This is a genomic window from Halomonas sp. M1 (genome assembly GCF_029581375.1).
In the GTDB taxonomy this organism is placed as follows: Bacteria; Pseudomonadota; Gammaproteobacteria; order Pseudomonadales; family Halomonadaceae; genus Vreelandella.
Genome location: NZ_CP121119.1, coordinates 748,948 through 771,322, shown reverse-complemented (window position 1 = coordinate 771,322; position 22,375 = coordinate 748,948). Strand labels below are relative to the sequence as shown.

The 22,375-nt window shown below is 55.9% G+C and carries 15 protein-coding genes and 2 pseudogenes; 5 read left to right on the top strand and 12 right to left on the bottom strand.

Features of this window, described 5'->3' with window-relative positions:
• Positions 1-98 precede the first annotated feature (98 nt).
• From tssI (P8S54_RS03485) to P8S54_RS03430, 12 genes and pseudogenes are all read right to left on the bottom strand, one after another.
• Positions 99-2,051, bottom strand: a pseudogene (tssI, locus tag P8S54_RS03485) (type VI secretion system tip protein TssI/VgrG); the annotation flags it as partial.
• Between the two features lie 464 nt (positions 2,052-2,515).
• Positions 2,516-3,268, bottom strand: a complete 753-nt coding sequence (locus P8S54_RS03480; protein ID WP_281443253.1) for an ankyrin repeat domain-containing protein — start codon at positions 3,266-3,268, stop codon at positions 2,516-2,518.
• 1,190 nt (positions 3,269-4,458) lie between these two features.
• Positions 4,459-6,441 (bottom strand): annotated as a pseudogene (tssI, locus tag P8S54_RS03475) (type VI secretion system tip protein TssI/VgrG); the annotation flags it as partial.
• Positions 6,442-6,640: 199 nt separating this feature from the next.
• A complete protein-coding gene (locus tag P8S54_RS03470) occupies positions 6,641-7,210 on the bottom strand; it encodes a hypothetical protein (RefSeq protein ID WP_281443252.1) in 570 nt (189 codons plus the stop codon).
• A 43-nt stretch (positions 7,211-7,253) separates the two neighbouring features.
• Positions 7,254-8,078, bottom strand: a complete 825-nt coding sequence (locus tag P8S54_RS03465) for a class I SAM-dependent methyltransferase (protein WP_281443251.1) — start codon at positions 8,076-8,078, stop codon at positions 7,254-7,256.
• A 101-nt stretch (positions 8,079-8,179) separates the two neighbouring features.
• A complete protein-coding gene (locus P8S54_RS03460; RefSeq protein ID WP_281443250.1) occupies positions 8,180-9,883 on the bottom strand; it encodes an AMP-binding protein in 1,704 nt (567 codons plus the stop codon).
• Positions 9,884-9,942: 59 nt separating this feature from the next.
• On the bottom strand, positions 9,943-10,851 hold the full coding sequence (locus tag P8S54_RS03455; RefSeq protein ID WP_281443249.1) for a hydroxymethylglutaryl-CoA lyase: 909 nt from the start codon (positions 10,849-10,851) through the stop codon (positions 9,943-9,945).
• Positions 10,852-10,862: 11 nt separating this feature from the next.
• Complete coding sequence (locus P8S54_RS03450) at positions 10,863-12,914, bottom strand: acetyl/propionyl/methylcrotonyl-CoA carboxylase subunit alpha (RefSeq protein ID WP_281443248.1); 2,052 nt, start codon at positions 12,912-12,914, stop codon at positions 10,863-10,865.
• Positions 12,911-13,744, bottom strand: a complete 834-nt coding sequence (locus P8S54_RS03445) for an enoyl-CoA hydratase/isomerase family protein (protein WP_281443247.1) — start codon at positions 13,742-13,744, stop codon at positions 12,911-12,913. Before P8S54_RS03445 ends, P8S54_RS03450 begins: the two co-directional genes overlap by 4 nt.
• Before the next feature lie 12 nt (positions 13,745-13,756).
• Positions 13,757-15,364 carry a carboxyl transferase domain-containing protein gene (locus P8S54_RS03440; protein ID WP_281443246.1) on the bottom strand — a complete coding sequence of 536 codons (1,608 nt, stop codon included), beginning with the start codon at positions 15,362-15,364 and terminating at the stop codon, positions 13,757-13,759.
• 22 nt (positions 15,365-15,386) lie between these two features.
• Positions 15,387-16,556 (bottom strand): isovaleryl-CoA dehydrogenase, encoded by a 1,170-nt coding sequence (locus tag P8S54_RS03435; RefSeq protein ID WP_281443245.1) that lies wholly within the window; start codon positions 16,554-16,556, stop codon positions 15,387-15,389.
• Between the two features lie 6 nt (positions 16,557-16,562).
• Positions 16,563-16,970: a MerR family DNA-binding transcriptional regulator gene (locus tag P8S54_RS03430; RefSeq protein WP_009099444.1), complete on the bottom strand. Its 408-nt coding sequence runs from the start codon at positions 16,968-16,970 to the stop codon at positions 16,563-16,565.
• Positions 16,971-17,303: 333 nt separating this feature from the next.
• Here P8S54_RS03430 and P8S54_RS03425 point away from each other — a divergent pair, with 333 nt between their 5' ends.
• From P8S54_RS03425 to P8S54_RS03405, 5 genes are all read left to right on the top strand, one after another.
• Entirely contained in the window at positions 17,304-18,092 is a 789-nt protein-coding gene (locus tag P8S54_RS03425) for an ABC transporter ATP-binding protein (protein WP_281443244.1), read from the top strand.
• On the top strand, positions 18,089-18,838 hold the full coding sequence (locus tag P8S54_RS03420; RefSeq protein ID WP_281443243.1) for an ABC transporter ATP-binding protein: 750 nt from the start codon (positions 18,089-18,091) through the stop codon (positions 18,836-18,838). The genes P8S54_RS03425 and P8S54_RS03420 overlap by 4 nt, the downstream gene beginning before the upstream one ends.
• A gap of 189 nt (positions 18,839-19,027) precedes the next feature.
• Positions 19,028-20,251: an ABC transporter substrate-binding protein gene (locus tag P8S54_RS03415; RefSeq protein WP_281443242.1), complete on the top strand. Its 1,224-nt coding sequence runs from the start codon at positions 19,028-19,030 to the stop codon at positions 20,249-20,251.
• A 145-nt stretch (positions 20,252-20,396) separates the two neighbouring features.
• Positions 20,397-21,284, top strand: a complete 888-nt coding sequence (locus P8S54_RS03410) for a branched-chain amino acid ABC transporter permease (protein WP_281443241.1) — start codon at positions 20,397-20,399, stop codon at positions 21,282-21,284.
• A gap of 2 nt (positions 21,285-21,286) precedes the next feature.
• Complete coding sequence (locus P8S54_RS03405; RefSeq protein WP_281443240.1) at positions 21,287-22,279, top strand: branched-chain amino acid ABC transporter permease; 993 nt, start codon at positions 21,287-21,289, stop codon at positions 22,277-22,279.
• The last annotated feature ends 96 nt before the right edge of the window (positions 22,280-22,375 follow it).

Genomic DNA, 22,375 nt, shown 5'->3' with positions numbered 1-22,375 from the left:
GTAATGTCGCTGCTCAGTAGCGGGGTCTGGTGCGGCTCAAGGGTAACGTCCTCGCTCTCCTCGGGCTCGGCCTCAAAGGGTAAGCGGGGCAGCACAATGGCGTGGCCCTGGCCGCGCCCAGGGCTACCGCCGGAGTTGATCTTGACCTGGGGGCCGACAATAGTCACCCCGCCCGGGTCGAGCTTGATAAAGCTGCCGCCCGCCTTCAGGGTGATCTCACTACCGGCTTCCAAGACAATCTGGCTGCCCGCCTTGTGGTGCAGCTCGCGGCCGGTCTCCACCAACTGGGACTCACCGTAGACTTCATGGCGGCTCTCATCCACCTGAAGGTGGTCATCGCCTTTGATCAGGGTGTGCCGTTTACCGTGTACGGTGAGGTGATCGTCGTTATGGATCTCACTGAGTCGGTTGCGATGCAGCTTAAGGTGGCTATCCCGGCGGATCTCCTCGGTACGGTCGTTAAGGGTTAATAGCTCCAGGTCTTTTTGGGCGTGGAGCCAAATCTGCTCTTCGCCCGCTTCGTCTTCAAAGCGCAGTTCGTTAAAGCCGTCGGCCTTGTGGCTTTGGGTGCGGATCACCGTGCGGGTTTTGTGCTCCGGCAGCGGGTACGGGGGCGTGTTGACCGCGTGGTAGGTGCGGCCGGTGACCAGCGGTTGATCGGGGTCGCCCTCTAGGAACGAGACAATGACCTCGTGGCCGATGCGGGGAATCGCCATGCTGCCGTAGCCGCCGCCTGCCCAGCCTTGGGCCACCCGCACCCAGCAACTGGCGGTTTCATTGGGTTCGGCGTAGCGGTCCCAGGGGAACTGGACTTTGACCCGGCCGTGTTCGTCGCAGTAGATCTCTTCACCTTCCGGCCCCACCACAAAGGCCACCTGGGGGCCATCCACGCGCGGCTTGGGGTTGGGCGTCGGGCGGAAGGTCTGCTCCTTCGGCATGATCACCACGTCATTGTGGTAGCGGGTCATTAGCTCGCCCGACTGGGCCGACGCAGAGCCGCTGCCCCCATTGTTACTGTCATAGCCTCCCCGGGCCATCCCGTCCTCTTCCAGGGCCTGGGGCTGCTCACCATGGTGCACCACCGAGACCACTTGCCAGTCACGGTTGAGGCTATCGATATCGTGGTCGGTGAGGGTAAAACAAATGCCGGGGGCGAGTTCGGGGAGATCACTTTCGGCTTCGGCGGTGGTGGCGTCGGCGCGTAGAGATTCTAACCGGTGGCGGGTGAAGGGCTTTCCGGCGGCGTCCTTCTTATAACGGCCGGGGTAGTCAAAGTGTTCGTAGTCTTCCCGCTGGGCATGCTCACCCAGCCCAGAGCCGTGGTGTTCGTGACTCTGGTCGTAGGGCGGGTTCTTAAACGTGTAGTCTTTAAGCATGGCCGAAGCGGGGCGTACCCGGCTGGCCTGACGCAACTTGCGTACGTGGCGTCGGGGCGGGGTGCCCCCGGCGCGACCGTGGTAGACGCGCTCGCCTATGCTGGGCAGTACCACGGTGGCGTCAGCAAACACTAACGAGTGTTTACCCCCTTCGACGTTCTCAAACGCATGGAAATAGAAACACCCCTCTTCGGCGGCCACACGCTCGATAAAGGCCAGATCGGTCTCGCGGTACTGCACCAAAAACTCGCGATCCAGGGGCGTACGGGTGGTGGCAAAGCCGATATCGGTGAGGCTGCGCTCGCTGGCTAGCGTAGTAATCGCATCGTAAGGCGAGGCGTCCTGAAAGATGCGCGAATTATGGCGCAGGGATAACCGCCACAGCGCAGGGCGAATCTCGACCCGATAAAAGCTGCGTCGATGACCGCGATCGCCGCGATGCAGCTCTGCGATCACCCCATGCACGCGGCGCAGCGGTTCGCCGTCCTGCCAAATGCTAAGCGTCGCCTCCTGATCCAAACAGTCGGTGGGCGACAGGTCGTGGGTACGGCTGGCAAAGTCCACGGAGAGGGTAAACGGCTCAGAGAGGGCTTCACGATGGGTAAAACGCACCACGGCGGTATCATCCACCCCGGGTAGGGTCAGGGTAAACTGCAGGCCCGTTTTATCCGCCATCGCGCCGCTCCTTGGATCGTTATCTGCTAAATAAGAACGGATTAGGATAGCGGCAACGAGGCCCGAGACAAGCCCAGATAGGCAAGTCACAGGGATCTCTTACGCGTGTAAGAAATGGCTTACAAGGATTTAAGAGATGGCTTACAAATGTATAGAGGCCAGATTGGCGTGAAAGGTTATCGTCAATTGCATTGCTTTAAGGTTTATTGACGGAATTCAGGTTTCATGGCGATTTCCAGATCAAGGCTGGGGGCGCTTAGGCCATGCAAATGGCCGCTGCCGTAGGTGTGCCAATTAAGCGCGGGTAGCTCACCGAACTGGCTGGCCTGGGGTGCGCCGGCGGCGGTGAGGCTGTGCTGGTGTTGCCAGCCGCTGTCACCACGGATACTGGCATGCTGTTCGCCGATTAGGCGCTGGGCCGTAGCTAAAGGTCATTTTGCCGTGACCATTGGTAGTGCTGACAATTAACGATCATGACCAAAGGGAACTACAGGCGTCAAACCTTCAGAGCGCATCAGTTCGCGTACCTCAACGGGCGAAGGAGGGGGGAAATCAATCCCGCGCTCAATCATCATCTCGCGAAGCTGCAAATATCCTTCTCGTTCAGTACCGCTTGTGCCCTTAATACGATTATGAACGCGCCAGGCGGTGGTAACACCTGTGCTAATATGGATATTCGGCTCAGCACCTTGTTCAAGTAAGTAAATAGCAATTTCGGGTTTAGTGCCTGTTGTACTGCTGTCAAGCGGGCTGGAGCCGATACCATCTCGGAGCCGGTAATGTATATCTGCACCACGTTCAACCAGTAATTTAACGTGCTCTAAGGTACCACTGGTAATAGTGCTAAAGATAAGCGGGTAGTCCTTATCATTGCCCTCATTATCCGTGGCATCATTGGGTGATAGCCCACCGTCCAGCATAGCTTCTAGGTAGCGAGTATCTTTATTCCGAAGGGCTTGACCAAGTGGGGTTCCTCCACCCTCTACAGGGCTTTCATTGGGATGCACCCCTAACTCAACCAGTGTTCGAACGGCATCAGTATTCTCCTGCAGCATCGCAAACCACATTAGGGTGATCTGCCTGTCGCCGCGAGCATGGAGGTCAATGCCCTGTTCAGCCCCCTGTCGAAGGGTGGCCATATCATTGCGTTCGATGGCTTCGGCCATTTCAAGCTGAGGGCCGTTAAAAAACTCACTGGCAGTGTATGAGCGGGACATAGAAACTCCTTCAGATGGTTGGCAACCAGTGATCAATAGGCCTACCAGTAATACGATTAAGATAGGCATGCGAGACAATTGCCTTTGTGTGAACCACATAAAGTATCCTTTGGCTACTGGCAGTAGTGTCCCGTTGCTTCGGCAAGATGTCGCTGATCAAAGGCTTTTTCCGCCTCCAGGCCGTCAATCACTTGTGTCATGCTATGGAGATCTATACGGTTAATGCTGCGTCCCGGCAACTCATAAGGGGTGCCTACTGCGTTGGGTAAGTTTTTTGCGAGCTGTTGTTGGCCCCATCCGGCAATGCCAGGTATAGTAAAATTCGAATTTTGTTCCTGCAAGTTGGTCAGAACTTCTCCTCTTACGCGGTAAGCGGCAATATTTTCTTGCTCAGGAGTATGCAGGGTACCCCCGTAACGCTCAACGGTATTAGGGTGCAAGCCTGCAGCATTAAAGGTAGTTGCCGCCATGCCACTAGCGCGGGAGGAGGCTGATGCCATACCCCCACCTAGCGAATGGCCCGCTATATGGATTTTAGCGCCAGAATCTTCGACATTACGCCCTAAGTCGACAGCTCGCTCATAGTAATCGGAATGTCGATCAGCACCCTGTGCAAAATTATTAAGCCAATCTTCTCGTGTGGTAGTGCCTTTAAACACCAGCGCTGGCTCAAAAGCGTTACCAAAGACCTCGGGATTAGATATACACACACCCGTCCGGAAGTCGCTGCCATCAGGTTTTAAATCCTGAGGTGATGGAATGCCTGCTTGCTCAAGGGTCAGCATATTGTCGCTTGCATCTTCCCAACCTATTGGCGCTGGCTGGCTTGGCTCATAAATATGCTGTGCCAGCCTTGCGTGCTCAACGGCGAAGTTATCGCGCTCGAAGCGTTCTGCAGTCGCTAACAGATGTGCGCGCTGGTCACTGTGTTCAGGCAAACGGTTGGCTTTCTGGCGCGCGGCAGCTATTTGTTCCTGGCGGCACTGCCACCGCTGGGCCTTTTCGCGAAGCGCGGCTTTGGCCTCACTTTCTATCAGTGTTTCTTCTTCGCTTTCTGCATTGGCGCTGTGATCTTCTTCCTGCCCCGCTTCATCTTGGCTTGCCACCCAGGTGGCTGCCGCAATGGCCGCACTTTCAAGCAGTGGGTCTTGATGTGGTTCTAGGGTGACGTCATCGCTGACCTCCAGTGCTGCCTCGCCTGCTAACCGTGGGGATACGGCGGCTTGTCCACTTCCATTACCCGGGCAACCACCGGCGTTGATCTTGACTTGGGAACCAACGATGGTGATGCCGCTGGCGTCGAGTTTGATAAAGCTGCCACCGGCTTTTAGGGTGATTTCGCCATCGGCTTCAAGTACCGCTTTTTGCCCCGACTTGATATGCAGTTCCTGACCACTCTCACTTAACCAGGCCTCTCCGGCACGCATATGCATGGTGCCTTCCACGCTTAAATGCTGGGCGCCTTCGGTGTGCTCAAAGCGGTGGCGGTGTACGGTGTGATGCTCGTCGTTATCGATCTCGCTGATGCGGTCGTTGTGTACCTTAAGGTGGCTGTCGCGCTTGATCTCTTCCGTGCGGTCATTAAGGGTGAGTAGTTCAAGGTCTTTCTGGGCGTGGAGCCAAATCTGCTCTTCGCCCGCTTCGTCTTCAAAGCGCAGTTCGTTAAAGCCGTCGGCCTTGTGGCTTTGGGTGCGGATCACCGTGCGGGTTTTGTGCTCCGGCAGCGGATACGGGGGCGTGTTCACCGCGTGGTAGGTGCGGCCGGTGACCAGCGGTTGATCGGGGTCGCCCTCTAGGAACGAGACAATGACCTCGTGGCCGATGCGGGGAATCGCTAGGCTGCCGTAGCCGCCGCCTGCCCAGCCTTGGGCCACCCGCACCCAGCAACTGGCGGTTTCATTGGGTTCGGCGTAGCGGTCCCAGGGGAACTGGACTTTGACCCGGCCGTGTTCGTCGCAGTAGATCTCTTCACCTTCCGGCCCCACCACAAAGGCCACCTGGGGGCCATCCACGCGCGGCTTGGGGTTGGGCGTCGGGCGGAAGGTCTGCTCCTTCGGCATGATCACCACGTCATTGTGGTAGCGGGTCATTAGCTCGCCCGACTGGGCCGACGCAGAGCCGCTGCCCCCATTGTTACTGTCATAGCCTCCCCGGGCCATCCCGTCCTCTTCCAGGGCCTGGGGCTGCTCACCATGGTGCACCACCGAGACCACCTGCCACGCTTGGTTAAGGCTATCGATATCGTGGTCGGTGAGGGTAAAGCAAATACCGGGCGCAAGTTCGGGTAAATCACTCTCCGCTTCGGCGGTGGTGGCATCGGCACGCAGGGATTCTAAGCGGTGACGGGTGAAGGCCTTGCCGGCGGCGTCCTTCTTATAACGGCCAGGGTAATCAAAATGTTCGTAGTCTTCCCGCTGGGCATGCTCACCCAGCCCAGGGCCGTGGTGTTCGTGACTCTGGTCGTAGGGCGGGTTCTTAAACGTGTAGTCTTTAAGCATGGCCGAAGCGGGGCGTACCCGGCTGGCCTGGCGCAACTTGCGTACGTGGCGTCGGGGCGGGGTGCCCCCGGCGCGACCGTGGTAGACGCGCTCGCCTATGCTGGGCAGTACCACGGTGGCGTCAGCAAACACTAACGAGTGTTTACCCCCTTCGACGTTCTCAAACGCATGGAAATAGAAACACCCCTCTTCGGCGGCCACACGCTCGATAAAGGCCAGGTCGGTCTCGCGGTACTGCACCAAAAACTCGCGATCCAGGGGCGTGCGGGTGGTGGCAAAGCCGATATCGGTGAGGCTGCGCTCGCTGGCTAGCGTAGTAATCGCATCGTAAGGCGAGGCGTCCTGAAAGATGCGCGAATTATGGCGCAGGGATAACCGCCACAGCGCAGGGCGAATCTCGACCCGATAAAAGCTGCGCCGATGACCGCGATCGCCGCGATGCAGCTCTGCGATCACCCCATGCACGCGGCGCAGCGGTTCGCCGTCCTGCCAAATGCTAAGCGTCGCCTCCTGATCCAAACAGTCAGTGGGTGACAGGTCATGGGTACGGCTGGCAAAGTCCACGGAGAGGGTAAACGGCTCAGAGAGGGCTTCACGATGGGTAAAACGCACCACGGCGGTATCATCCACCCCGGGTAGGGTCAGGGTAAACTGCAGGCCCGTTTTATCCGCCATCGCGCCGCTCCTTGGATCGTTATTTGCTAAATAAGAACGGATTAGGATAGCGGCAACGGGGCCCGAGACAAGCCCAGATAGGCAAGTCACAGGGATCTCTTACGCGTGTACGAAATGGCTTACATAATTTTAAGCGATTTCCTATAAAGCGAGGTAAGAGCGAAAGCGAATGCCGAAGTATGAAAAAAGGGCAGGATAGTTAAAACGGCAGATGCAGCGAAGCGCTCATCATATTGAGATGGCTCAGGGTGGGGGCGTCGATGCGTTCGTACTCAAGCCGGCTCACTAGCCGGTTAATCGTCATCGTCGCACCGATCCCTTGCAGTAAGGCAGTGCCACCGCTGTCGGCTAGGGGTTGGTCGGTTTCACCCCGCCATTCGGTAAAGCCGGATTTAGCATATACGCTGAAAGACCCCATGCGAACGCCGGCAACAACAGCACCGCCTAGACTAAGGGTGTCCATTATCAGTGGGGAAACGCTGTTAGAGATGGGGACTTCTTCACTTTCCCGGTAGGCAATCTCAGCGCCAATATCCAAACGCGGCAGGTGTGATGGGCTAAACCCAGCGGTGAGACGAAAACCCGTGGTGTAGGTATCCAAACTGTTTAAGTCGCTACCTTCCAGTACCACACCATTGGCGAGTGTGATGAGTTCGCTTTCAGTGGCGGCATAGGCCATAACGGGAGTGCCGTCATTGGCAAAGCAGCCCATAAAAGGGAGCATGGTGCCAAAAGCGCTAAAGAGCAGGGTGCTTGCCAGGCGATTCATTGGCGTTCCTCTGTCCTTTTACATGGAAGTCACCTTAACCAGCCTAGCAACGGGCGCTAATTTCCACCACTTTAATTGCGTTATTAGCCAAATTTTCTAGCAGATTTTTTCCCATTTTCAAAAAGCGCTCGCCAAATATCCACTGAGGAGAGAGCACGGCCGTGTGTGGCGTTTGCTCTTTTTGTCGCTGCCGCTGTCGCCATTCAAGCGCGGTGCTGCTCCAATCTTCGCAATGTGATAGCTGAAAACCGTTCGTCTCAAGTAGCTTGGTTAGCTCGGCTATGGTGAGTAGGTGCGAATGTTCTGGCGTTGCCGCCCACGGCACGGGGAAGCGGAGGTCGGCAATGTTTTCGCCACTGACCACCTCGTGCATTACGAGCTTTCCGCCGGGGCGAAGAACGCGGCGGCACTGCGCAAGCACGTGGGCAGGCTCGGGCATATTCATTAAACTGTGTTGAAAAAGGACGGCATCAAAGTCGTGTTCTGGAAAGGGCAATGCGCAGGCATCTCCGGTAACACAGCGAAGGGGCGGGTTGGTCGAATGAAGCGATAAATCAGTCAGCGCCTGGTTAAGTACGTTAAAGCGGTGGGTGATATCCAGCCCGGTGATATGAAACCCAAGCGCTGCCCCTTGACGCATTAACCCGCCTACGCCGGAACCAATATCCAGCACGTGTTTATGCGTTTGTGGGTCAAGCAGGCTAAGCAGTTTTTTTGACGCGGCGATACCGCCAATATGCAGCTGATCTAACGGGGCGAGCTGGTGCAGGGTAGGGCCATCGGGGTAGTGAGTGCGAATTTGAGTGAGAATATCGCCATCGCGCAGCCCTTGGTGGTAGTGCTCGGTTAGCGGCTGGTGAGTGGCCATGTCAGTGTCTCGTTATAGCGTAAGTTATATGAATAAAGTGAAACGCCGACCGAGGGCCGGCGTTCATTAAAACGATATTTGAAAAACAAGGCTTGATGGAATTATGTTTGATCCTCAAGCCCAAGCTCTTGGATAGAAATTTCGCGCATTTTGAATTTCTGGATTTTACCCGTTACTGTCATGGGGAATTCATCGACAAACTTAAAGTAGCGCGGAATTTTAAAGTGGGTGATTTTGCCTTTGCAGTAGTTACGCAGCTCTTCACCGGTGACGTCACCTGCGCTGCTGTTGAGCTTCACCCAGGCGATTAACTCTTCGCCATATTTCTTATCCGGCACGCCGGTAACCTGTACTTCAGAGATTGCCGGGTGAGCGTATAGAAACTCCTCAATTTCTTTGGGGTAAACGTTCTCGCCACCGCGAATCACCATATCTTTAATACGGCCGACGATTTGGATATAGCCCTCTTCGTCCATGGTGGCTAAATCACCCGTGTGCATCCAGCCCGCTTCGTCAATGGCCTCGGCAGTGGCTTTTTCGTTTTTCCAGTACTTAAGCATGACGCTGTAGCCACGGGTACACAGCTCGCCAATTTCACCGCGGGGCAAAATGCCGCCGTTGCCGGGATCGACAATTTTGCTTTCCAAATGGGGCTGGGTGCGGCCTACGGTAGAAACGCGCTTGTCGATGCTGTCGTTGGCGCCTGTTTGGGTAGAAACAGGGCTTGTTTCGGTCATGCCGTAGGCGATCTGCACACCCTTCATGTTCATCTTGTCGATGACCTGCTTCATGATTTCAGCAGGGCAGATGGAACCCGCCATAATGCCCGTGCGAAGGGTTGAAAAATCGGTGCTGGCAAAGTCCGGGTGTTCCAGCTCAGCGATAAACATCGTCGGTACGCCGTACAGCGCGGTGGCTTTTTGCTCGTGTACCGCTTTTAGCACCTTGCCAGGGTCGAAACCCTCATCCGGGTAAATCATCGCCGCGCCGTGGGTCATACAGCCCAGGTTGCCCATGACCATGCCGAAACAGTGGTAGAGCGGGACAGGGATGACCAAACGGTCTTCGTTGGTAAAGCCCATGCTTTCGGCCACAAAAAAGCCGTTGTTCAGGATGTTGTGGTGGGAAAGTGTGGCGCCTTTTGGGAAGCCGGTAGTGCCCGAGGTGTACTGGATATTGATAGGGTCATCGAACTGCAGTGTCGCTTGTAAATCATCGACGTCGGTTTGGCTGACCTTGCTTGCTTCATTAATGAAGTCGGCCCAACGCCACATGCCGCTGTGTTTATCGCTGCTAAGATTGATCACGCACTCAAGTTCGGGCAGCTTTTGCGCGTTTAGCTGGCCTTCCGCGCTGCTGTTGAGTTCGGGTGCCAGCTCATAAAGCATCGCGGTGTAGTCAGAGGCTTTAAAGCTGTGGGCGGTGACCAGAAAACGAGCGCCCGATTGGTTTAGGGCGTACTCCAGTTCATGGGTGCGGTAGGAAGGGTTGATGTTGACCAGAATCGCGCCAAGTTTGGCGGTAGCGAACTGGGTCAGCGTCCACTCGCTGCAGTTGGGCGCCCAAATGGCAACGCGGTCACCTTTTTTAACGCCGATGGCAAGCAGGGCGCGGGCGCAGCGGTTAACTTCCTCTTGAAGCTGACGATAGCTCCAATGGATATTCTGATGCAGCGCAATCAGTGCGTCGTTATCTGGGTACTGAGCGGCAATCTGGTCAAACTTATCGCCAATGGTCATACCTAGCAGCGGTTTATCGGCGGTGCTGCTGGTGTAACTAGGTAAAGTAATAGCGGCTGATGCCATGATATGTCTCTCCGATGTTTTTTTCTTATCTAAACGGGACGTCAGGCGGCGTGTAATTATTATTGGCGGCTAATGCCTTTTGCGAGAGCAACTTTTGCGCTTGGCTTGCGGCCTAACTCATTCGTAATCCAGTAGCCGGTGTCTATCACCGCCTGAAGGTCGACGCCGGTGTTAATGCCTAGGCCTTCAAGTAAATAGAGCACGTCTTCGGTAGCCACATTGCCGGATGCGCCCTTGGCATAAGGGCAGCCGCCAAGGCCTGCAGTGGCGGCGTCAATCACGCTGACCCCTTCTTCTAGCACGGCGTATAAGTTAGCCAGGGCCATGCCATAAGTGTCGTGGAAGTGAGCGGCCAAGTGCTCAATGGGCACTTGCTGGCGGGTGGCTTCAATCATGCGTTTTGCGGCGAGCGGCGTGCCCACGCCGATGGTGTCACCCAGGGAGATTTCATAGCAGCCCATATCAAACAGCGCCTTGGCTACCTCGGCCACTTTTTGAGGGGAAATGTCGCCTTCATAGGGGCAGCCCAGCACGCAAGATACATAGCCGCGTACTCGGATACCTGCTTCATTGGCCCGTGCGAGCACAGGTTCAAAGCGCTCAAGGGACTCAGCAATAGAGCAGTTGATGTTCTTTTGTGAGAAGGCCTCCGAGGCGGCGCCAAACACCGCCACCTCTTCAACACCTGCCGCCAGCGCACCCTCTAGGCCTTTAACGTTAGGCGTTAAGGCTGAGTAAACCACGCCGGCTTTGCGAGCAATGCCGCTCATTACCTCGGTGGCATCGCCCATTTGTGGCACCCACTTGGGCGAGACAAAGCTAGCCGCCTCAATATGGGTGAGGCCCGCGTTGGCTAGCCTTTCGATCAGTTCGATCTTGGTGGCAGTGGGCACCAAGGTGCCCGGTTCATTTTGCAGGCCATCGCGAGGGGCCATTTCGAACAGCTTAATTGACGTTGGCAGTGCCATCGGCTGGGCTCCTATTCGCTGGGGGCAAAGTCGAGCAGTACATCGCCCTGGCTGACGGTATCGCCGGCCTGGAAATGGAACGTATCGACGCTGCCATCGGCAGGCGCGGTCATTGTGTGCTCCATTTTCATGGCTTCCATGACCATCAGCGGCATGCCTTTCTCCACCGCCGTGCCCGGTGCGACCAGCAGCGCTACAACGGTGCCGTTCATGGGGGCGGTCAGGGTTGATTCCGCCTCATGGTGGCCGTGGTCGATGGCATCAATGCGGCGCCAGAACAGACGCGTTTCGCCGCTTGGCTCTGCCATCACCACAACATGCCCATCCCGGCGCGCTTGAAGGCGGCGGCGGTGGCCGTTTAGTGTAACGGCAACGGCATCCCCTGGCAGTCGTTGTAGGCTGGCGGTGAGCGTTTCATCACCAATGGTAAGGTTCCAGAGGGATGCACCGCTTTCGCGCTTACCTTCAACCACCACTACCGCTTCGTCGCTGTCGGCTGCCTGAGCACTTGCCGGGTCACACAGCGCAATGCGGATGGTATGCGGGGCATTGAGACGGAAGCCGTCGTGGCGATCCCAGGGGGAGTCGGTTTCGCACTCCTGCGCCAGCTGGTTTAAACCGATTAACGCAGCGCTGGCGTAGGCCTCGGTAGAGTAGCTGCGCGGGGCAAATAGCGTGGCTTCGTTGCGCTCGATAAAGCGCGTGTCCAGCTCGACATTTTTAAAGCCAGGGTGATTCGCAAGGCGCTGAAGGAATGCGCGGTTAGTCACCACGCCCTGTACATCCAGTGCGGCTAAGGCACGGTTCAGCGTGGCAAGCGCGGCGTCACGGTCAGCACCGTGAACAATCAGCTTGGCCAGCATGGGGTCGTAGTGCATGGAAACTTCGTCGCCGCTCTCTACGCCGCTGTCTAAACGCACCTGATCGCTGTCTAACCCTGCGCCCTCTAAATCCAGTGCAAAGCGAGTGAGCAGCCCAGTGGCGGGAAGAAAGTCCTGCTCTGGGTCTTCGGCGTAAATACGCGCTTCAAAGCTGTGGCCGGTGATGGTTAGCTCGTCTTGGGTGCAGGGGAGTGGCTCGCCCATCGCCACGCGCAGCTGCCACTCAACCAAGTCTTGGCCAGTAATCATTTCAGTAACGGGGTGCTCAACCTGTAGGCGGGTGTTCATCTCCATAAAGTAGAACGAGCCGTCAATATCTAACAGGAACTCGACGGTACCCGCGCCTACATAGCCAATCTCTTTGGCGGCGCGTACGGCAGCATTACCCATGGCTTGGCGCAGCTCCAAGGTCATGCCGGGGGCTGGGGCTTCCTCAATGACTTTTTGGTGGCGGCGCTGAACGCTACAGTCACGTTCAAACAGGTAAACGCCGTTATCGTGGCGGTCGCAGAACACCTGAACTTCCACATGGCGAGGCTGCACCAGGTACTTCTCGATAAGCATGCGGTCGTCACCGAAGGCAGCCTTGGACTCCCGGCGGCAGCCGTCGAGTGCTGCCTTGAAACCTTCGCCGCTTTCTACAACGCGCATGCCTTTACCACCACCACCAGCGCTGGCTTTGAGCATCACCGGGTAGCCGATTTTGTCGGCCTCGGCGCGCAGCAGGTCATCGTCTTGATCATCGCCATGGTAGCCCGGCACCAGCGGTACGCCCGCGTTAGCCATGCGTGCTTTGGCGGCAGATTTGTCGCCCATGGCGGCAATCGCCGAGGCCGGTGGGCCAACAAAGGTAATGCCTGCCTGTTCAAGCGCTTTTACGAAGCCACCGTTTTCAGATAGAAAGCCGTAGCCGGGGTGAATCGCGCCCGTGCCGGTACGCTTGGCGGCTTCAATCACCGCATCGACATTCAAATAGCTTTCGCGAGCGGCGGCGGGGCCTAGACGCACGGCTTCATCGGCTTCGCGTACGTGGCGGGCAGAGGCATCGGCATCTGAATATACCGCCACGGTTTTAAGCCCCATGCGGCGGGCGGTGCGCATCACACGGCAGGCAATTTCGCCGCGGTTGGCCACCAGCAAGGTATCGAATTTATGTGTTTCAGCGTTGTGTTCAAGCGTCATGAGCGTGGCTCCGCAGCGTTGTTCTGTTCTTGAGGGCTGGACGGTTGCGTCCAGGCGGGGCGGCGCTTTTCAAAAAAGCTGGATAAGCCCTCTTGGCCCTCGTGGCTCACCCGTAATTTAGCGATCACCTGGCAGGTGTGCTCTCGGGTGGTATCGCTATCGGGCGCTTGGGCGACGCTTGCCAGTAGTGCTTTGGTGGCGCGTTGTGCTTGAGGCGAGCCAGCTAGAAGCGTGTCCAGCATGGTGTCTACCTCGCTGTCTAACGCTTCGTGGTCTACCACTTTATGGGCTAAGCCGAGTGCCAGCGCCGTTGGTGCATCCATGACTTCTGCCGTTAAGGCATAGCGGCGCATCTGCCGTTCGCCCAGCGCGCGCTGAACATAAGGGCTGATGACCGCAGGAGAGAGGCCAATTTTGACTTCTGAGAGGCAGAATTTAGCCTTATCAGAGGCGATCACCACATCGCAGCAGGCAGCTAAGCCCACGGCACCGCCAAACGCCGCGCCTTGAACCCGGCAAAGCGTGGGGCAGGGCAGGGTATCCAAGCCGTGCATTAACGCTGACAGCTTGCGGGAGTCGGCGAGATTGTTTTCTAGGTCGTACTCGACCATGCGCTTCATCCAGTTAAGGTCAGCGCCTGCGGAGAAACTTTTACCTTCTGAACCTAGTACCACTGCCCGTACATCACCCGCATTGGCGAGTTGATGCAGCCCTTCAAGGTGCGCATTTAGTTCGGCAATTAGGCTGTCGTCAAAGGCGTTATGCACCTCTGGACGGTTTAGGGTAAGGCGCGCTATGCCGTTTTCAATCAGTAGCGTTGAGTAAGCCATAGTGTTCGCCCCTTACATCCGGAACACGCCGAAGCGTGTTTCTTCTACTTCAGCATTCATCGCGGCAGCGAGAGAAAGCCCCAGCACATCGCGGGTTTGCAGCGGGTCGATAACCCCGTCATCCCACAGGCGGGCGCTGGCATAGTAAGGGTGGCCCTGGTGCTCGTACTGATCGCGGGTGGGCTGTTTGAACGCCTCTTCTTCTTCTTTGGTCCACTCGCGGCCTTCGCGTTCGTGCTGTTCGCGTTTTACCTGGGAAAGTACGCCTGCTGCCTGCTCGCCACCCATTACAGAAATACGCGCATTGGGCCACATAAACAGGAGATTGGGGTCATAGGCTCGGCCGCACATGCCGTAGTTACCCGCGCCGAAGCTGCCGCCAATCAGCACCGTGAATTTGGGTACTTTGGCGCAGGCCACGGCGGTTACCAGCTTGGCGCCGTGCTTAGCGATGCCTTCGTGCTCGTACTTGGAGCCGACCATAAAGCCGGTAATGTTTTGCAGGAACACCAGCGGGATCTTGCGCTGGGCGCACAGCTCAATAAAGTGCGCACCTTTTACAGCGCTTTCAGAGAACAGCACGCCGTTGTTGGCCACAATGCCTACCGGGTAGCCGTGAATATGGGCAAAACCCGTCACTAAGGTGTCGCCGTAGTAGCGTTTGAACTCGTCAAAGTCAGAGTCATCGACTACACGGCCAATCACTTCGCGCACGTCATAAGGTTTTTTAAGGTCGGTACCCACAATACCGTAAAGCTCTGCTGGATCGAGCTTGGGTGGTTTAGGCGCTTGCATGGCCAACTTGCCGCGCTTTTGCCAGTTCAGGCGCGACACACAGGCGCGTGCCAGCTGCAGCGCGTGGGCGTCGTTTTCGGCGTAGTGGTCAGCAACACCGCTTATTTTGGCGTGAACATCCGCACCGCCAAGGTCTTCAGCGCTGATGTTTTCGCCAGTGGCTGCTTTTACCAAAGGCGGGCCACCTAGGAAAATCGTGCCCTGCTCTTTAACGATGATGGATTCGTCCGCCATGGCGGGCACATACGCGCCACCCGCGGTACAGGAGCCCATCACCACGGCGATCTGTGGAATGCCTTCAGCGGACATGGTGGCTTGGTTATAGAAGATGCGCCCGAAGTGGTCGCGGTCTGGGAACACTTCGTCTTGGCGGGGTAGAAAGGCGCCACCGGAGTCCACGAGATAAATACACGGCAAGCGATGCTTGCGGGCGATTTCTTGGGCGCGTAGGTGCTTTTTCACGGTTAGCGGGAAGTAAGTGCCGCCTTTGACCGTGGCGTCATTAGCTACAATCACGCACTCAACGCCGGACACTCGGCCGATGCCAGTTACTACGCCTGCGGCGGGTATGTCGCTGTCATAAACGTGGTGGGCCGCCAGGGCGGAAAACTCTAAAAACGGCGAGCCTTCGTCGATCAAATGATCAATGCGGTCACGGACAAATAGCTTGCCACGGCTTTCGTGGCGTTCGCGGGCCTTGGGGCCGCCGCCCTGGGCGACGGCGGCGGTCAGTTCACGTAGCTTGGAGACTTCTCCAAGCATCGCGGCTTCGTTAGCTTGAAAAACATCGCTACGGGGATTGATTTGGCTGTTCACTGTGCTCATGGCGCGACCCTTCTGAATGACATTAATGGCTTTCGTTGAAGAGTTCGCGACCGATCAGCATCCGGCGAATTTCGCTGGTGCCTGCGCCAATTTCATACAGCTTCGCATCGCGCAGCAGGCGGCCGGTGGGGTACTCATTGATATAGCCATTGCCACCCAGCAACTGGATGGAATCCAGCGCTACTTGGGTCGCTTTTTCGGCACAGTAAAGAATGACGCCTGCAGCATCTTTGCGGGATGTTTGACCACGGTCGCAGGCACCAGCAACGGCGTACAGGTAGGCACGGCAGGCGTTCATCGTGGTGTACATATCGGCCACTTTGCCTTGCACCAGTTGGAATTCACCGATGGATTGGTTGAACTGCTTACGCTCATGGATATAGGGCATCACCACGTCCATGGCGGCTTGCATAATACCGATGGGGCCAGCGGCCAGAACGGCGCGTTCATAGTCCAGGCCGCTCATCAATACGCGCACGCCTTTACCCACGTCGCCCAGCACGTTTTCGGCCGGTACTTTGCAATCTTGGAACACTAGCTCGCAGGTGTTAGAGCCGCGCATACCCAGCTTGTCGAGTTTTTGAGCGGTGGAGAAACCTTCCATGCCTTTTTCGATAATAAACGCGGTAATGCCTTTAGAACCCGCGTCCGGGTCGGTTTTGGCGTATACCACCAGCACATCAGCGTCAGGGCCGTTGGTGATCCACATCTTATTGCCGTTAAGGATGTAGTGATCGCCATCCTGTTTTGCGCGCAGCTGCATGGACACCACATCGGAACCCGCACCGGGCTCAGACATTGCCAGCGCGCCCACGTGGTCGCCGCTGATCAGCTTGGGTAGGTACTTCTCTTTTTGTGCAGCGGTGGCGTTAATCTTAAGTTGGTTGACGCACAGGTTAGAGTGCGCGCCGTAGGAGAGCGCGACCGACGCGCTCGCCCGGGAGATCTCTTCCATGGCAATGCAGTGAGCAAGGTAGCCCATGCCGCTACCGCCATCCTCTTCAGACACGGTAATGCCTAATAGGCCCATATCGCCGAACTTCTTCCAGAGATCGTTAGGGAATTCGTTGGTGCGATCAATTTCAGCAGCGCGGGGGGCGATCTCGCTAGCGGCAAAGGCATTGACCTGCTCGCGCAGCATGTTCAGTTCGTCGTCTAGGCCAAAATTAAGTTCTGAATAGTGTGAAAACATGGTCAATTACCTTGTCGTTGTTAAGGGATGCTTTTCGTTAAGTTCTTCAAGTGCTTGTCGGCAGCGAATTTCGGCGCTTTCGAGCTCTAACTGCACCATGGTGATGTCTTTCATTTGTTGTTCGAGAGCGGCGCGCCGCTCACCGATCTTGCTCAGCATTAGGTGCAGCTGCTTTTCACTGCCGCTACGGGTTTCATCCCATAGCTCAAAAAGTTCTCGAATTTCAGCGAGAGAAAACCCCAGCCGCTTGCCGCGTAGCGTTAGCTTTAGGCGTACGCGATCTTTACTGCTGTAAATGCGCGTTTGACCCCGGCGGGCGGGGTGTAAAAGCTCTTGATCTTCATAAAAGCGAATGCTGCGCGTGGTTACGTCAAACTCACTGGCAAGCTCGCTAATCGAGTATGTTTTGCTCATGATCGTTATTCTCGTCGATAGGGGGATGCCCCTATGGAACACTGACCATGAGGCTAAAACAAGTTTACGTTAACGTAAAGCTGATATTACTAAACGTCGATTACCGTTGAATATCCATAAGTGTCTGAAAAGTTTATATATAAAGCGTTTAAAGCAGATTGGATTTAGTCTGCGTAGACCAAAGTTGTAATTGTAATACCCTGCAAGTGATTGCTAGTTTGCACCTACACCTTACGTTCAGGTAAGGGTGCGTCGCCGGCTAACGATTTTCCGCTCCAGAGTAAACTGGCTGGTGCAAAGTCAGCACAAGAACAACAAGAGGCTTACCACTTCATGCGTGCAGACGATGTAATTAATGGGCCAGTACTCGAAACGCGAGGACTGACCAAAGAGTTCCGCGGCTTTACCGCCGTTGATGACGTGAACCTTCAGGTTCAGGAAGGGCACATTCACGCCCTAATCGGGCCTAACGGTGCAGGTAAAACCACGGTATTCAATTTGCTTACCAAGTTTTTACCGCCTACCCGTGGTGAGATTCTCTATCGCGGGAAACCCATCACCAGTAAAAAATCCAACGAGATAGCCCAGCTTGGGTTAGTTCGTTCATTTCAAATCTCGGCGGTGTTCGCGCACATGACGGCGTTGGAAAATGTTCGTGTGGCGCTGCAGCGTCAGCTTGGTACTTCCTTCCATTTTTGGAAGTCGGAGATGTCGCTTAATCATCTTAACGACCGAGCCATGGAGCTACTCGATGAAGTAGGTCTAAGAGAGTACGCCGACACCTTAACGGTAGAAATGCCCTACGGCCGCAAACGTGCCTTGGAAGTTGCCACTACGCTGGCGCTTGACCCCACTATGATGCTGCTGGATGAACCTACCCAGGGCATGGGCGCTGAAGATGTTGACCGCATCGTGGCGCTGATTAAGCGCGTCTCACAAGGACGCACGGTACTGATGGTTGAGCACAACTTAAGCGTGGTAAGCCGGTTATGTGACCGCATTACCGTGTTGGCGCGTGGCGCAGTGTTGGCGGAAGGTGACTATGAAGAGGTTTCCCGTAACCCGCTGGTGCGAGAAGCCTATATGGGTAGCGAAGCCGCTGAAGAGGAGGCTGCCGTATGAACACCGCCGAAGCGTATGAGACCAACGCTGCTACCGAGTCGCAAACCCTAGAAATGTTGCGGGTTAATGATCTGCACGCCTTTTATGGCGAGTCGCATATTCTGCACGGCGTTAACTTTGATGTTAAACGCGGTGAGCTAGTGACCCTGCTAGGGCGCAACGGTGCGGGGCGTAGCACTACGCTTAAATCGATTATGAATATGGTAGGTCGGCGTACCGGCTCTATCGTCATTAACGGTAACGAAACGCTGCGCATGAAGCCGCACCATATTCCTCGGCTGGGTATTGGTTACTGCCCGGAAGAGCGGGGGATTTTTGCGAGTTTGGATGTGCACGAAAACCTATTGCTGCCACCCACCGTGCGCTCAGGCGGCATGAGTTTAGATGAAATCTACGACATGTTCCCTAACCTTTATGAGCGGCGCAAAAGCCAGGGAACGCGGCTTTCTGGCGGTGAGCAGCAAATGTTAGCCATGGCGCGTATTTTGCGCACCGGGGCAAGGTTATTGCTGCTTGATGAAATTACCGAAGGGTTAGCGCCGGTTATCGTGCAGAAATTAGCTGAGGTACTCATTCAGCTGAAAGAGCGCGGCATGACTATCGTGCTGGTCGAGCAGAACTTCCGCTTTGCGGCCCCCTTGGCAGACCGCCACTTCGTGATGGATCACGGCCAGATAGTTGAAGAGATCACCGCCGCACAGCTGCCTTCACGCCGTGATCACCTCAACACAATGCTGGGGGTGTAGCAAAGACCGGGGTTGGGGGTAATACCCACCAAGATTAATAACGTAGTACTAAAAAAGTAGTACTAAAAACGTAGCACCAAAAACCTAGCACCAAAAACGCTGAACGCTCTATAAAACGCTGAACGCTCTATAAAGCACTTAAAAACGTCGTAACACAAAAACAAAGGCCTTAAGGGCCAGGAGACGAACATGACCTTCATTAAAAAAACACTCGCTACTAGCATCGCTGTTGCCGCTGCTTCCACCATGGCTATTTCAACCGCCCAGGCTGAAATTAGTAATGGCGAGGTTCGCATTGGTTACTTGGCCGATATGTCCGGTACCTACCGCGACCTAGCGGGCCCAGGCGGCCAGCGAGCATTGGAAATGGCCGTTGCGGATTTTGGTGGCAGCGTGAACGGTGCGCCCATCGTTGTATTTAGTGCCGATGACCGTAATAGCGCCGACGTAGGGGCTAACACCGTACGCGAGTGGATTGACCAGCGTAACGTCGATATGGTGGCGGGCATGGTGGCGTCTTCGGTCACTATCGCGGTTACCCGCGTGCTTGAAGAGAACAACGGCCTGGGCATTATTTCAGGCTCTGCGGCGTCCAGCATCACCAACGAACACTGCACGCCAAACCACATCCACTGGGTATATGACACGTATCCGCTGGCCAACGGTACCGCACAGGCCGTTGTAGAGCAGGGCGGCGACACGTGGTTCATGCTGACCGCGGACTACGCCTTCGGCCACGCGCTGGAGGGTGACGTAACGCGCGTCGTAGAAGAGAGCGGTGGTCAAGTCGTGGGCGGCGTTCGCCATCCGTTCCCCACTAGCGATTTCTCTTCCTACATTCTTCAGGCGCAAGGCTCTGGTGCCAAAATTGTGGGTCTGGCTAACGCGGGTGCGGATACCGTCAACGCGATCACCACTGCCAGCCAGTTTGGCCTTGTTCAAAGCGGTCAGCAGTTAGCGGGTCTGCTTATCTTCCTGAACGACGTTCACGCCCTAGGGTTAGAAGCCACCCAAGGCCTGCTGCTGACCACTGGCTGGTACTGGGACATGGATGAAGAGTCTCGTGAATGGTCTGAGCGTTACTACGAAGAGATGGGCCGGATGCCGACAATGGTGCAGGCGGGTATCTACTCCAGCACCATGCACTACCTAAAAGCGGTAGAGGCGGCAGGTACTGATGATCCTGAAGTTGTACGTGCGCAAATGGCTGAGATGCCCGTTGAGGACTTCTTTGCCCGCAACGGCAGAATTCGTGAAGATGGCCGCATGGTTCACGATATGTACTTGGCCCAGGTGAAAACCCCGGAAGAGTCCACTGGTGAGTGGGACCTTTACGAAATCCTTAGCACTATTCCCGCCGAAGAAGCCTACCGTCCGCTTTCTGAGAGTCAGTGCAAGCTGGTTCAAAACTAAAACGGGTCTAGAAACGTTTGAAAGCATAGGGCCTATGGCAGCGGTTCAGGCTAGCCATTCACAGCCTTGAAGCGTTATTACATAAGCAATATCCACGGGTGGCAGCAGGTGCTGCTACCCGCTTGGCGGCGAGGAGAGTCATACCATGACGATGATATTCGGCGTGCCACTGGCCGTGTTCATGGGCCAGCTAACGCTTGGGCTTGTGAACGGTGCCTTTTACGCACTGCTTAGTTTGGGCCTGGCGGTCATCTTCGGCCTACTGAAGATCGTCAACTTTGCCCATGGGGCACAATACATGCTGGGGGCCTTCGCCGCGCTGTTAGGCTTTCGCTACTTAGGCATTAACTACTGGCTAGCACTGTTCTTAGTGCCGCTGGTGGTAGGTGGTTTTGGCATGCTGATGGAGCGCTTCTTGCTGCGTCGTATTGCCCACTTGGATCACCTTTACGGGCTACTGCTAACGTTCGGGTTAGCGCTAATTTTTGAAGGCACGCTGGTCAACTTCTTCGGGGTTTCCGGCGCGCGTTATGCCACCCCAGAGGTGCTTCAGGGGGGGGTCAACCTAGGCTTTATGTTCCTGCCCACTTACCGCGCCTGGGTACTGGTAGCGGCATTGGCAATGTGTCTATTCACCTGGTTCATGATTGAGCGCACTCGCTTAGGCGCCTACCTGCGGGCGGGTACAGAAAACTCCCAGCTTATGCAGGCGTTTGGGGTCAACGTACCGCTGTTAATTACCCTTACCTATGGGTTTGGTGTTGCACTGGCTGCGTTTGCGGGTGTTCTGGCAGCTCCGCTATACCCGGTTTCACCCACTATGGGCTCAAGCCTATTGATTGTGGTGTTTGCCGTGGTGGTTATCGGGGGAATGGGTTCAATCCTGGGTGCGATTCTTACCGGCCTAGGCATGGGAGTTATCGAAGGCTTAACCAAAGTGTATTACCCGGAAGCCTCCAATACTGTGATCTTCCTGGTGATGATATTAGTGCTCATGTTACGCCCCGCTGGGCTGTTCGGTAAGGAGGCTTAACCATGGCAGATTCTCAAGCAATCAAAGCACCCTCTGCGGTGTTGGAACGCCAAAAACGTGCCAATATGCGCCGCAACCTCTTCTACACAGCGCTTGTTGCAGTGGGGCTGGTGGCGCCTTTCTTAGCGTACCCAGTGTTCTTAATGAAGGTTCTCTGCTTTGCGCTATTTGCCAGCGCTTTTAACTTGCTGCTGGGCTATGCGGGACTGCTCTCGTTTGGGCATGCCGCGTTTCTCGCGACAGGTGGCTATATTACCGGCTACTTACTGGCAAGTTACCCAGGCTTAACGCCTGAGCTGGGCATTATTGGCGGAACCCTGATGGCTACGGTGTTAGGGCTGCTATTTGGCCTGCTGGCAATCCGTCGCCAGGGTATCTACTTCGCCATGGTAACGCTGGCGCTAGCGCAGCTTGTCTACTTCATGTTTGTACAGGCGCCCTTTACCGGTGGTGAAGATGGCTTACACGGCGTGCCACGGGGTGAGCTGTTTGGTTTCATCAGCCTGCGCAGCAACTTGGCGATGTACTACTTCGTGTTTGCGATTTTCTTATTCGGCTTTGCGCTTATCCAGCGCACCGTGCATTCGCCCTTTGGGCAGGTGCTGAAGGCGATTCGTGAAAACGAACCCCGTGCGGTCTCGTTAGGCTACAACGTTGATGCCTACAAACTGTTGGCCTTTGTACTTTCTGCTGCCATCGCTGGGTTAGCGGGCTCCACCAAAACCGTAGTGTTCCAGCTGGCTTCGTTAACCGATGCCCACTGGCACATGTCCGGTGAAGTTATTCTGATGACGCTACTGGGCGGTGTGGGTACGTTGTTAGGCCCACTGATGGGCGCGGGCATTGTGGTTAGCCTGCAGCATGTGCTGGCGCAGTCGCCGCTTGGCAACTGGGTAAACGTAATATTAGGGATTATTTTTGTGGTCTGCGTGCTTAGCTTCCGCAGCGGTATTGTGGGTGAGCTTAGCAAGATGTATCGCAAAAACTTTAAGTAATGGGTTGAACCGGGTCTGTCCGTTGGGTGCCTATTGGCACCCTTTTTTTGCCCTTAAAATACGTCTACTCCAAAGGTAGTGGGGCTAAGCGGTTGC

What these genes read in the sequence shown, in the direction of transcription:
- P8S54_RS03480 (WP_281443253.1), bottom strand. Translation starts at nt 3,268, where the DNA reads ATGTCCCGCTCATACACTGCCAGTGAGTTTTTTAACGGCCCTCAGCTT.
- P8S54_RS03470 (WP_281443252.1), bottom strand. Translation starts at nt 7,210, where the DNA reads ATGAATCGCCTGGCAAGCACCCTGCTCTTTAGCGCTTTTGGCACCATG.
- P8S54_RS03465 (WP_281443251.1), bottom strand. Translation starts at nt 8,078, where the DNA reads ATGGCCACTCACCAGCCGCTAACCGAGCACTACCACCAAGGGCTGCGC.
- P8S54_RS03460 (WP_281443250.1), bottom strand. Translation starts at nt 9,883, where the DNA reads ATGGCATCAGCCGCTATTACTTTACCTAGTTACACCAGCAGCACCGCC.
- P8S54_RS03455 (WP_281443249.1), bottom strand. Translation starts at nt 10,851, where the DNA reads ATGGCACTGCCAACGTCAATTAAGCTGTTCGAAATGGCCCCTCGCGAT.
- P8S54_RS03450 (WP_281443248.1), bottom strand. Translation starts at nt 12,914, where the DNA reads ATGACGCTTGAACACAACGCTGAAACACATAAATTCGATACCTTGCTG.
- P8S54_RS03445 (WP_281443247.1), bottom strand. Translation starts at nt 13,744, where the DNA reads ATGGCTTACTCAACGCTACTGATTGAAAACGGCATAGCGCGCCTTACC.
- P8S54_RS03440 (WP_281443246.1), bottom strand. Translation starts at nt 15,364, where the DNA reads ATGAGCACAGTGAACAGCCAAATCAATCCCCGTAGCGATGTTTTTCAA.
- P8S54_RS03435 (WP_281443245.1), bottom strand. Translation starts at nt 16,556, where the DNA reads ATGTTTTCACACTATTCAGAACTTAATTTTGGCCTAGACGACGAACTG.
- P8S54_RS03430 (WP_009099444.1), bottom strand. Translation starts at nt 16,970, where the DNA reads ATGAGCAAAACATACTCGATTAGCGAGCTTGCCAGTGAGTTTGACGTA.
- P8S54_RS03425 (WP_281443244.1), top strand. Translation starts at nt 17,304, where the DNA reads ATGCGTGCAGACGATGTAATTAATGGGCCAGTACTCGAAACGCGAGGA.
- P8S54_RS03420 (WP_281443243.1), top strand. Translation starts at nt 18,089, where the DNA reads ATGAACACCGCCGAAGCGTATGAGACCAACGCTGCTACCGAGTCGCAA.
- P8S54_RS03415 (WP_281443242.1), top strand. Translation starts at nt 19,028, where the DNA reads ATGACCTTCATTAAAAAAACACTCGCTACTAGCATCGCTGTTGCCGCT.
- P8S54_RS03410 (WP_281443241.1), top strand. Translation starts at nt 20,397, where the DNA reads ATGACGATGATATTCGGCGTGCCACTGGCCGTGTTCATGGGCCAGCTA.
- P8S54_RS03405 (WP_281443240.1), top strand. Translation starts at nt 21,287, where the DNA reads ATGGCAGATTCTCAAGCAATCAAAGCACCCTCTGCGGTGTTGGAACGC.